This window comes from Peptoniphilus sp. oral taxon 836 str. F0141 (genome assembly GCF_000179335.1).
GTDB lineage: Bacteria > Bacillota > Clostridia > Tissierellales > Peptoniphilaceae > Peptoniphilus_A > Peptoniphilus_A lacrimalis.
This window is the reverse complement of sequence record NZ_AEAA01000095.1, coordinates 1-11,358: the sequence shown is the minus strand read 5'-3', so window position 1 is coordinate 11,358 and position 11,358 is coordinate 1. Positions and strand designations below refer to the sequence as shown.

The 11,358-nt window shown below is 30.6% G+C and carries 10 protein-coding genes and 3 pseudogenes; all 13 read left to right on the top strand.

Features of this window, described 5'->3' with window-relative positions; genetic code table 11:
* A pseudogene (locus HMPREF9131_RS08685) lies at positions 1-445 on the top strand (nickase); the annotation flags it as partial.
* A gap of 73 nt (positions 446-518) precedes the next feature.
* Positions 519-692 carry a hypothetical protein gene (locus tag HMPREF9131_RS08470; RefSeq protein ID WP_019035175.1) on the top strand — a complete coding sequence of 58 codons (174 nt, stop codon included), beginning with the start codon at positions 519-521 and terminating at the stop codon, positions 690-692.
* Positions 693-875: 183 nt separating this feature from the next.
* Positions 876-1,403 carry a PcfB family protein gene (locus HMPREF9131_RS04495; RefSeq protein ID WP_009345651.1) on the top strand — a complete coding sequence of 176 codons (528 nt, stop codon included), beginning with the start codon at positions 876-878 and terminating at the stop codon, positions 1,401-1,403.
* 443 nt (positions 1,404-1,846) lie between these two features.
* A complete protein-coding gene (locus HMPREF9131_RS04490) occupies positions 1,847-2,917 on the top strand; it encodes a YhcG family protein (RefSeq protein WP_007516562.1) in 1,071 nt (356 codons plus the stop codon).
* 82 nt (positions 2,918-2,999) lie between these two features.
* On the top strand, positions 3,000-3,713 hold the full coding sequence (locus HMPREF9131_RS04485; RefSeq protein ID WP_009345654.1) for a hypothetical protein: 714 nt from the start codon (positions 3,000-3,002) through the stop codon (positions 3,711-3,713).
* A 154-nt stretch (positions 3,714-3,867) separates the two neighbouring features.
* Positions 3,868-4,092 carry a hypothetical protein gene (locus tag HMPREF9131_RS04480; RefSeq protein WP_007516568.1) on the top strand — a complete coding sequence of 75 codons (225 nt, stop codon included), beginning with the start codon at positions 3,868-3,870 and terminating at the stop codon, positions 4,090-4,092.
* Positions 4,093-4,095: 3 nt separating this feature from the next.
* The gene (locus tag HMPREF9131_RS04475) at positions 4,096-5,742 is read left to right on the top strand and encodes a recombinase family protein (RefSeq protein WP_007516570.1); all 1,647 of its coding nucleotides are present in this window, start codon (positions 4,096-4,098) and stop codon (positions 5,740-5,742) included.
* A gap of 3 nt (positions 5,743-5,745) precedes the next feature.
* Positions 5,746-5,829: pseudogene (locus HMPREF9131_RS08215) on the top strand (Maff2 family mobile element protein); the annotation flags it as partial.
* A 10-nt stretch (positions 5,830-5,839) separates the two neighbouring features.
* Positions 5,840-6,703 (top strand): VirB6/TrbL-like conjugal transfer protein, CD1112 family, encoded by an 864-nt coding sequence (locus HMPREF9131_RS04470; RefSeq protein WP_000466914.1) that lies wholly within the window; start codon positions 5,840-5,842, stop codon positions 6,701-6,703.
* 9 nt (positions 6,704-6,712) lie between these two features.
* Positions 6,713-7,003 (top strand): hypothetical protein, encoded by a 291-nt coding sequence (locus tag HMPREF9131_RS04465; RefSeq protein ID WP_009345649.1) that lies wholly within the window; start codon positions 6,713-6,715, stop codon positions 7,001-7,003.
* A gap of 1 nt (position 7,004) precedes the next feature.
* Positions 7,005-7,415 (top strand): PrgI family protein, encoded by a 411-nt coding sequence (locus tag HMPREF9131_RS04460; protein WP_002838526.1) that lies wholly within the window; start codon positions 7,005-7,007, stop codon positions 7,413-7,415.
* Positions 7,306-9,729 (top strand): VirB4-like conjugal transfer ATPase, CD1110 family, encoded by a 2,424-nt coding sequence (locus HMPREF9131_RS04455; RefSeq protein WP_083794621.1) that lies wholly within the window; start codon positions 7,306-7,308, stop codon positions 9,727-9,729. Before HMPREF9131_RS04460 ends, HMPREF9131_RS04455 begins: the two co-directional genes overlap by 110 nt.
* Positions 9,730-9,736: 7 nt before the next feature.
* Positions 9,737-11,358 (top strand): annotated as a pseudogene (locus HMPREF9131_RS04450) (hypothetical protein); the annotation flags it as partial.

Here is an 11,358-nt window from a genome sequence, read left to right as displayed (position 1 = left end):
ATACAAAGACAAAAAAGGAGTTTATGAAGAATATCAAAAGAAAAATATATTCACAAAAGACACATTCTATAACAAACATAAGAAAGATATAGACCAATATAAGGTAGTAAGAGAGAAATTAAAAAAACTCCTATCAGATAAGGAAAAACTAAGTCCTAAAAAATGGAATGAAGAAAAAAATCTTTTAATGGCAAATCTTGAAGAAATAAATAGAGAAAAAGACAAGATAAAAGATGAATACCAGGAAATTAATCATATAAAATATTCAGTAGATTTTGTAAACAAAGAACTTGGCATAGATTTATCCATAGAAATAGATAAGCTAATAAAACAAGGTGAAAAACCAAGTGTAATAGCACAGATTAAAAAATTCCAAGACCAAGTTATTAAAGATAATGAATACAGAGAAATGATGAAAAACAAGAAAATGGATCAAGAAAGATAAGACCTGGTAAAAATATCTTATCCAAGCTATAATATGACCAAACAACTAAAGGCAGATCTAGGAGGTAATAGAGATGAATAAAAGGCAAGAGCTAATAGATGAACTCATAAAAGCAGATCAAGATGGAACATACAAAACCTATAAAAGCACAGAAGAAATAAAAGCGATGAACAATGAAGAAATACAGATTATATATTCCAACATGAAAAACTATCTATCAGACAAAAGAACGCACATAAACTACTAAAGGTGGAAAGGCATTGTAAGCTATTTTAAAGTATAAAAGGTACAAATACCTAAGTAAGCTATAAAAACATCAAAATAAAGCATTCCACCACCAAGAACAATAAAATAAAAACAATCAAAGGGAAGTATAGAAAAATTAAAGCCTATACTTCCCTTTTTTTAATTCAAACAAAGGAGATAAAGCATGATAAACGAAGAAATAAGCAAAGAAGCAGGGCAAGCAGCACAAACCATAATATCATACACAATAAAGGCAGCAAAAGAATCAATTAAATTAGACAAAGAAATTAGAAAAAAGATGAATGATACTTTAGAAAAAGCAAATGGAAACCTAAAAAGCCTTATTGGCGATGAAATAAAAATAAAAGACCTCTACAAAAAAGGACAACTAGAAAATATAAGCATAGATCAAAGCAACCTCAAAGACTTAAGAAAAGAACTAAACAAACTTGGAGTAAGTTTCTCAGTAATGAAAAACAAAGAAAGCAAAAACTATGAAATATTCTTCCAAGCCAAAGACATAAAAGTAATGGAATATGCCTTTAAGCAAGTCATAGCCAAGGAAAATAAAAAAGAAAAAGAAAGTATCCTAAAACAAATAAAGAAATACAAAGACCTATCCAAGAACAAGGATAAGACAAAAGAAAAAGTCAAAAGAAAAGTAAAAGAAAAAGTAAAACCAAGTAAAAAAGATATGACCAGAGAAATCTAAGGGAGTAACGAAAAGTTACACCCTTAAATAACTAAAATAACAAGACTTCCGAAAATCGGAAATCAAGAATTCCGAAAATCGGAAATCAAGAATTTCGATTATCGAAAATCAAGAAAGGAGCAGATATGGCAACAAACAAAAGATATTATTGGATAAAATTAAAAAAAGAATTTTTTACAGACAAAATAAACAGAGGACATTGTCCTTAATGAGTCCAACCCATGTCCGACAAGAGATAGAGAAAGATATAGAGATAGATAAAGAGAGAGAGGGAGAGATAGAAAAGATTTAACATTTTTGGTATAATCACATTAATTAAACTAAATGTGTAATGATAAAATGAGCTTGTTTACCGTAAGCTGATTGTGATAAAAAGATTAAAACTCCCACCATTGGTGAAAGAGATAGAATAAAATAAAAAGAATCAGATTGGAGTGATTAGAATGGATAAAAAAGATTTAGATATTATAGGAGATGGTGAATATATAAAAATGCTTGAGAAAATAAAAAGATCATATACAAGCAGACAACTTAAAGCAGCAGTTTCGGTCAATTCTGAAATGCTAAAGTTTTATTATAGTTTAGGAGAAGAAATTATTAACTTAAAGGCAGAAAGCAGATGGGGAAGCGGATTCTATAAAAAATTAAGTTCGGATTTAAAAAATGAAATTCCCAATGTTAAAGGATTTTCTGTTACTAATTTAAAATATATGAAGAAATTTTATGAAATGTATTCGCCATTAAATCGTCCACAGCTTGTGGACGATTTACAAATATCTAAAGTCGGTGGAGATTTTAATATGATTTTTAGTATCCCATGGGGACATCAAAGATATATTATGGATAGATGTGAGGGAAATTTGAATAAAGCATTTTTCTTTATATCTAAAACATTAGAAAATAGCTGGAGTAGAGCGGTGCTTTTAAATTTCTTGGATACAGATCTATTTGAAAGACAAGGAAAAGCAATAACAAATTTCACAAATAATTTGCCTGCTACACAAAGTGATTTAGCCAATGAAATGACGAGAGATCCGTATAATTTTGACTTTATATCTATAAGGCAAAATTATGATGAAAAAGAATTGAAAGACGCTTTGATGGATAATATTCAAAAATTCTTATTGGAGCTAGGGACAGGTTTTTCGTTCGTGGGCAGAGAATATAGACTTGTAGTTGGAAATTCAGAAGAATTTATTGATATGTTATTCTACAACATTAAGCTACATTGCTATGTAGTTGTGGAGGTTAAAATTTCCGCATTTAAACCTGCGGATATAGGACAACTTGGAACCTATGTAACATCTGTAAACCATATATTAAAGGGAGATGGGGATAATCAAACAATAGGTCTTTTAATCTGTAAGACAAAGGATAATGTATTGGCAAAATATGCTTCTGAAAGCTCCAGAGAGCCTATTGGAATTTCAGAATATCATCTACAAAACTTAATTCCTGAAAGTTTAAAGGGAGCATTACCAACCATAGAAGAAATTGAAAACGAACTAAAATAAATTTTAAAAACATAATAAATGTACACAAGGCGGTAGAAGTAAAAACTATCGTCTTTTTTTATTTGAAGAAAGGTAGGAGAGCATGGCAGATAAAAGAATGTTTTCACTAAAGATAGTGGATAGCGACTTATTTTTGGATATGCCACTAAGTAGTCAATGTCTGTATTTTCATTTATCAATGCGAGCAGATGATGACGGTTTTGTAAATAACCCTAAGAAAATCATCAAGATTATCGGAGCAAATGAAGATGACCTAAAAATACTTATTGCCAAAGGCTTTGTGATAGTCTTTGATCAGGGAATTATCGTCATTACTCATTGGAAGATAAATAACTTTATTAGAAAAGACAGATATAAGCCAACAATGTATATCGATCAGAAACAGCAGCTTTATCAAACGGACAATGGAGCATATATTTCAGAAGAAAAAGTTGGTTGTCATCTGGTTAACCAAAGGTTGTCAAGTGGTCAACCCAGTATAGATAAGGGTAGATTAGATAAGGTTAGTATAGATAAGGGGAGAGAGGGAGAGATAGATAAAAAGTCCACCCCCATTTTTTATGGAGAATTCAAAAATGTAAGGTTAAGCAAAGAAGAATATAAGACCCTTAAAGAAAAATTAAACTCACACACAGAAATAATGATAAATAAACTATCAAGATACATGAAAAGTAGTGGCAAGACCTATCAAAACCACTATGCGACAATCTTAAAATGGTATGAAGAAGACAAAGAAAAACTAAGACATCAAGGAGGGAATAAAAAAATGAACTATGACGTAGGAGAATCTTTATAGGTAAAAAGAGGTGGAAAGGCATTATTAACGACTTTAAGTCTAAAAAGGTATCAAAGTATGCCAGAGATAATAAAAATGTAAATATGACACTTAAAAGGCGATTAGAAAATTAAAAATCTAATCGCCTTTTTTTTATTGTATGAAAGGATAAGCTATGACAAAAAGACAAACAAAATACATTGTAAAAAGAAATTATGATGATAGAAGAACAGATACGGACGCTTTTCTAAGACTAATAAAAAAATCAAGCAAATTAAATAATACTAATGAAATTGAGTATAACAAATATAATATTGATAGTAATAAAAAAGAGTGCTATAATAAAAATAGTTTTAGAGAAAGTTGTGTTATTTCCGAAAACTCAAATAAGGAGGAATAGGAAATGATACAAACAAATTCAAATCACTTTTCATTCAAAGCTGCAATTTATTGCAGACTATCTAAAGATGATGAGCAGAAAGGAGAGAGTGCCAGCATACAAAACCAAAAGGAACTTTTAGAAAACTATGTAAAATCAAGGGGTTGGAGTATTTACGATGTATATATAGATGATGGATATACTGGATTAAATACAAATAGACCATCATTTCAAAGACTAATTAGAGATATTGAAAATAAAAAAGTGGATATAGTAATCACTAAGGACTTATCAAGACTTGGAAGAAACTATTTGCAGACTGGGTACTATACAGAAAATTTCTTCCCAAAGAACAATGTCAGATATATAGCTTTAAATGATGGAGTAGATACCTTTCAAGAAAACAACGAAATAGTTCCTTTTAAAAATGTTTTAAACGAGTTTTATTCAAGAGATGTTTCTAAAAAGATGAAATCTGCCTATATGACAAGAGCAAGGCAAGGAAAATTTATTGGTTGTCTTGCTCCAATAGGATATAGGAAAGACAATGAAGATCCACATAAATTAGTAATCGATGATGAAACTTCATGGATTGTTGAAAAAATTTTTGATCTTGCTTTTAGTGGTTATGGAGTACAAGCAATTAGAAGAAGACTATTTGAAGAAAAAATACCTACACCTACCTGGTGGAATAGAAAAAAAGGACTTAGAAATAAAAAAACTAAGTTAGAAATGACCGTAGATGGTGGAGAGTATTGGTGGGACTGCACAACCCTAAAAGAAATTATTGAAAACCCAGTTTATATTGGTCATATTGCTAGTCAAAAAGTTAATTATAAATTCAAAGTAGGTTGGTTATCCGATAAACCCAAAGAGGAATGGATAATAGTAGAAAATACACACGAACCAATTATTTCTGAAGATATTTATAATATAGCAAATGAAAAATTAAAGAGCAGGAGAAGACCATTTAAAAATGGAGAAGAAAGTATATTTGCAGGAATTGTGAAATGTCCCGATTGTGGAAAATCTTTAAATCTTGGAAGAAACAAATCGAAAAAAAGAGAAAAGTTACTCACTTGTAACACTTATAGAAGATATGGAAAATCATTATGTAGTCAACATAGAATTTATTACGATACTCTTTATGAGATAGTGCTTAAGGATATTAGAAAAAATGCAGAAATAGCATTAAAAGATGAAAAAGAAATTATAAAAGCACTTGAAAAATCACGAGAAATTGATAATGAAGAAGAACAAAAATTTATTATGGATAAGATTTACGAAGATCAAATAAGAGTAGAAGACTTAACTAAAAAGATTGAAAGATTATATGATGACTGGCTAGACAATAAGATAAGTGAAAGTAACTTCCAAAAAATTCTTGAAAAATCACAAAACGAACAAGACTATCTTAACCAAAGAATAGAAGATAATCAAAAATTGATTGTTAAAGAAGATCTTGAAGATATTAATGTTAAAAAATGGATTGAACTCATAAAAAAACATAGGGATATAAAGAAGCTGGACAAAGAAACCTTAAACGAACTCATCTCAAAAATCTATGTTCACGAAAAAGAAGTAGTGAATGGAGAAATCACCCAAACAATTGATATTTACTACAATTTCATAGGAAATACAGACACACTACAAGTATTTTACAATCTCTAATTAGGCATAAAGCAGCTTATGGCTGGTGGAGGAATTGTGCTAATCGGTATCAAATTAATTCCACTACTTGCAAATGCTTTAAAATAGGAGAAAGTCTATGTTTGGTATCTTTGACAAGCTAACTGAATTTTTTAAGGATATGCTACTCGGAGGTATCAAAGCAAATCTTGAGTCCATGTTCTTAGATATAAATGACAAGGTAGGAGTTATTGCAACTGATGTTGGGAAAACACCAATGGGTTGGAATGGAGAAGTATATAACTTCATAAAAAACATTAATGATAATGTGATTGTTCCAATAGCAGGTCTTATCATAACAGCAGTTTTATGTATTGAACTCATAAATATGGTTATGCAAAAGAATAATATGCACGATACAGATACTTTTGAGTTTTTCAAATACATTATAAAGATGTTTATAGCAGTCTACCTTGCAAGCCATGCCTTTGAATTTTCAATGGCAGTCTTTGATGTGGCACAAAATCTTGTAAACAAAGCGGCAGGGGTAATCACTACTTCTGCCACTGTTTCAGGAGATCAGATAGTTGCAATGGTTGATACATTAAAAGAAAAAGATGTTGGTGCATTAATAATGATATTAGTTGAAACAAGCCTAGTGAGGATTGCAATTCAATGTATATCATTAACTATTACCTTAATAGTATATGGGCGTATGTTTGAAATATATGTCTACTCATCAGTATCATCTATACCATTTGCAACTATGGGAAATAAAGAATGGGGTCAGATTGGAACAAATTATATCAAGGGACTTTTTGCCTTGGGACTACAAGGTTTGTTTTTGATGGTATGTTTAGGTATCTACACCGTTTTAATAAGGACGGTACAGATTACAGATATTCACGCAAGCTTGTTTAGTATATTAGGATATGCTCTACTACTTGGACTTATGATGTTTAAGAGTGGAACAGTTGCAAAAAGTATTATGAATACGCACTAGGAGGAATAAATGTTAAAAAAGAAGAATTATGCTTTATTGGGACTTGGAATTTTATTGGGAGGAACTTATGAGATCTTAAAAGAGAGTAAAAGAAATGAAGAGATTAGAAATTTAAAGAGGAGAATAAATAGACTCGGAAGATGTCATAATGAATTTGTTATGTATCAAGGAGCATACAATGACAGAAATGAAGAAAAACAAGAAGAATTAGAAGAAAGAATTAGCTACCTAGAAGAAGAAACAACATCTAATTATGACCATATACTTGAACTTTCCAAAGAAGAAGTAGAGGGAGATTAAAATGGCGTATGTACCAATACCAAAAGATTTGGACAAGATTAAAACAAAGGTTGCCTTTAACTTAACTAAAAGACAACTTATAGGTTTTTCTGTGGCAGGACTAATTGGCATACCAACCTATTTATTTATGAAGAAATATCTACCTAATGATGTTTCAATCATTGTAATGCTAATAGTAACCCTGCCAATCTTTTTTATAACCTTATATGAAAAAGATACTTTAACTTTTGAAAAATATTTTAAATTTTTCTATCTTCATAAGTTTTATCAACCAACTAAGAGAATAAGAAAGGAGGCATACCTTGAAGCAAAGAAAAAAGCAAATCAGCGACTTAAATCTAAGGGAAAAACAATTAAAAAAAGACCGAAAGGAAGTAAGAAGGCTAAAAACAAAGAAAGATCCAAAAAATAGTCTTCTAAGTGTTCTTTTAAAGAAAGAGAAAAAGAGATTTACTGTTGAGGATACAATTCCATATATAAGAATGTTATCAGAGGGCATTTGCCAGTTAGATGAAAAAAATTATTCAAAGACAATTTCATTTCAAGATATAAATTACCAGTTGGCATTGGAAGAAGATAGAGATTTAATCTTTAACCAATTTGCCAACTTTTTAAATTCTTTTGATCCAAGTGTACACATCGAACTTTCGTATGTAAATCAATTAGGAAGAAATAGAGACCTACAAGATGCAATTAAAATTGCTGATAAGGGAGATTTCTATGACGATGTAAGAAAAGAGTTTAGGGAGATGTTAAATCTTCAACTTGCAAAGGGCAATAACGGACTTAAAAAGATGAAGTATATAACCTTTACCACAGAAGCCGATAACTTAGAGCAAGCAAGAGCAAAGTTAAATAGACTTGAAGTAGATATTTTTTCTAACTTTAAATCTATGGGAGTAAGAGCAGAGAGCCTTGATGGCGAAGAAAGACTAAGACTTGTTCACGATATGTTAAATCCAGACAAAAACTTTGATTTTTCATATAAGGATTTGAAGAAGAAAGAGTCTACAAAGTCACATATAACTCCCAATATCTTTAATTTTGCACCAGCAAACAATTTTAAGTTTGGTAAATATATTGGAGCAGTAAGCCATTTTCAAATACTTGCAAGTGAGTTGTCAGACAGAATGTTATCTGAGTTTTTAGATATTGATGACAATATTTATGTAGCATTTCATATAGATGTAGTTGAACAAGCAGAAGCTATTAAACTCATCAAGAGAAAAAATACAGACTTAGACAGAATGAAAATTGAAGAACAAAAGAAAGCTGTTCGTGCTGGATATGATATGGATATTATTCCTTCAGATATAAATACCTTTGGGGCTGATGTTAAGTCCATGTTATCTGACTTACAAAATAGAGATGAAAGGCTCTTTGTAGTTAGCATAGTAATGATGAATTTTGCTAGGACTAATCAAAAATTAGAAAACACAATTGCTCAAATTTCATCAATTGCAAACAGACATAATTGTCAGGTAAAAAGATTATCTCATCAACAAGAGCAAGGACTTGTTTCTGCCTTACCTCTAGGAGTTAATCAAGTCGAAATAAAAAGATTTTTAACTTCATCATCAACGGCAGTATTTATGCCTTTTACAACAGAAGAGCTATTTATTGATTCGGCAAATTCTTTGTACTATGGATTAAATGCCCTTAGCCAAAACTTGATTATGGCAGATAGGAAGAAACTAAAGAACCCTAACGGATTAATATTAGGAACACCAGGTTCTGGTAAATCTTTCTCAGCAAAGAGAGAGATGGCAAATGCAATTCTTGTCACAGATGATGATGTAATTATTTGTGATCCTGAGGGCGAGTATTCAAACCTTGTAAAACAATTTAATGGAGAAGTTATTAAAGTTTCAGCAAAGTCAAAGGACTATCTAAATCCACTAGATATAAATATGAACTATGGAGATGGGGACGCACCTTTAAAAGACAAGGCAAATTTCATAATGTCTATGCTTGAACTTGTAGTAGGAGGATCTGGTCTTACTGCTGCAGAAAAATCTGTTATAGATAGGTGCTTACCAAAGATATACCAAAAATATTTTGAAGATCCAAAACCAGAAAATATGCCAATATTAGGAGATTTATACGATATGCTCCTATCCCAAGAAGAGGGAGTTGGTAGAAAACTAGCAACAGAAATGGAAATTTATGTTAAAGGAAGTCTTAATGTATTTAATAATAGGTCAAATGTTGACCTAAATAGGCAATTGCTCTGTTTTGATATAAAAGAGCTAGGAACACAACTTAAAAAAATAGGTATGCTTGTAATTCAAGACCAGGTTTGGAACAAGGTTTCCCTAAATAGAGGAAGCAAGTCTACAAGATACTATATAGATGAGTTCCACCTTTTATTAAAAGATCCACAAACTGCTTCATATTCAGTAGAAATCTGGAAAAGATTTAGAAAGTGGGGCGGTATTCCAACAGGTATAACTCAAAACGTAAAAGACCTTTTAACAAGTCAGGAAATTGAAAATATCTTTGATAATACAGACTTTGTTCTAATGTTAAATCAAGCATCTGGAGATAGGGATATTCTTGCTAAGAAATTAAAAATATCACCTTATCAGTTAAATTATATTACTAATTCAAACGCAGGTGAGGGACTATTATTCTTTGGAAATACTATTGTTCCCTTTATAGATAAATTCCCTAAAGACACCATGCTATATAAGCTAATGACAACAAAACCAGAAGAAGCTAAGTAGGTGTGATATGGATAAAAAACTAAAAAAAGATTTTCAAAAGAAAATTATACGAAATAGGGACGCTCCTGAAAAGAATATGGATAGTAAACTTGTTCATTCAGATGATTATACCAATAAGATTATTAAGACCAAGGATAGGTTCGGAGATAAAATTTCAGAAAAAGAATCTAAGCTTATTCATGAGAATGTATTGTCTAAAGATCAAAAACAAGATAAACTAAAAGATTTTCAGAAGTCTAAAAACAAAGAAAGAATTAGAAAAGAAGTTTTAGATAATAAGGATAAGGCTGAAGGAATCAAACAAGCAAATCTTGAAATAAAGACAGATGAAAGCTTTAAACTTGATGAAGACTTAGATGTAGACTTCAAAAAGGTGAATTTTGATAGTGAAAACAGTAGAAATATTAATTCTAATAAATTAACAACAGATGATATTTCAGCTAAGGCTCAACCTATAAGCAATAAGAAGCCATCAAGTAAAAGAAAAGTTCTTAAAAATTATGAGGATAAACTTATCCATAGTAAGGATAAATTCCAAGACAAAATTAACGAGAAAGAGTCTAAGCGAATCCACACAAGTGAAGATAAACCTATCGAAGCAAAGAAAAGCAAGAGAGTATATAGAAAGGATAAGCTTGTTAAAGATGAAGTAAGCAATAACGACAGTAATGCTAATATCGATAAAAAGCAAAAGCTTTATCAAGAAAAGAAGTTTAGAGATAAGGGAAAAATTTCTAATGAAATAGATAAAGGAAATAAGCTAAGCGAAGTCGATACAGATAAGACTTTTGATAATCCTGAGTTTAAAGACAACAATCAAGAATTTATAAAAGATGAAAAGGAAACAAGCCTTAAACCTTCAGAACAAAAGAAAGTTAATAAAAAGAAGACTTACTACAAGAGAAAAAATTTTGAAAGTGATAAATTCACTCGAAAGAAAATTGATAACTTAAAAAATGAATCTAAGAAAGATACACCGAAAGATTCTAAGAAAGCACAAGATGTTAAAGACTTTATCTCAGATAAAAAGATTGGAGAACTTGAAAAGTCTAAAAGTAAGCTAAAGGATAATATCTTAAAGAATAAAACCAAAGGGAGTCTATCTTCTGGGGTTTTATTATCTGGAGCAAAATCTTCAGAGTTAGTGAGAGATTATTTAAGTTCAGGATCTGACAATACTGGTGTAGAATCTGGAGAAAAAGCCGCTAATGTAAGCTCTAAACTCCAGCATGGAATAAGGAAGTATAAGCTAGACAAAAAGAAAAAATCCTTAAAAAAGCTATCTAAACTTGATAAGAAAATAAAAAAGAGAAAAAGCAAGTTGGAGTTTAAAAGTGGCTTGGAAGATTTAAAAAAGTCAGACGCCTATATAAAGAAAAATAGATTTAAAAAGTTTTACCAGAGAAAACAAATGAAAAGCATGATAGCTAAAAAGCACGAAACAAGACTTGTAGATAGGGTTAAAAAAGCTATTTTAAGTTTAGGTAAGGCTTCTAAAGAGCTGATTGTTAGAAAAAGTAAGATGGTTTTACTTCTAGTAATAGGACTAGGTCTTATGCTATCAATCATGATTGGTGGTGGAAGTGTTGGTATGAGTGGACTAAGCAATTCAGTAAACTCAGTAATGAC

Excerpts from the sequence above, each read along its gene's own strand:
- HMPREF9131_RS04495 (WP_009345651.1), top strand. The coding sequence starts at position 876 with ATGATAAACGAAGAAATAAGCAAAGAAGCAGGGCAAGCAGCACAAACC.
- HMPREF9131_RS04485 (WP_009345654.1), top strand. The coding sequence starts at position 3,000 with ATGGCAGATAAAAGAATGTTTTCACTAAAGATAGTGGATAGCGACTTA.
- HMPREF9131_RS08470 (WP_019035175.1), top strand. The coding sequence starts at position 519 with ATGAATAAAAGGCAAGAGCTAATAGATGAACTCATAAAAGCAGATCAA.
- HMPREF9131_RS04465 (WP_009345649.1), top strand. The coding sequence starts at position 6,713 with ATGTTAAAAAAGAAGAATTATGCTTTATTGGGACTTGGAATTTTATTG.
- HMPREF9131_RS04475 (WP_007516570.1), top strand. The coding sequence starts at position 4,096 with ATGATACAAACAAATTCAAATCACTTTTCATTCAAAGCTGCAATTTAT.
- HMPREF9131_RS04480 (WP_007516568.1), top strand. The coding sequence starts at position 3,868 with ATGACAAAAAGACAAACAAAATACATTGTAAAAAGAAATTATGATGAT.
- HMPREF9131_RS04490 (WP_007516562.1), top strand. The coding sequence starts at position 1,847 with ATGGATAAAAAAGATTTAGATATTATAGGAGATGGTGAATATATAAAA.
- HMPREF9131_RS04460 (WP_002838526.1), top strand. The coding sequence starts at position 7,005 with ATGGCGTATGTACCAATACCAAAAGATTTGGACAAGATTAAAACAAAG.
- HMPREF9131_RS04470 (WP_000466914.1), top strand. The coding sequence starts at position 5,840 with ATGTTTGGTATCTTTGACAAGCTAACTGAATTTTTTAAGGATATGCTA.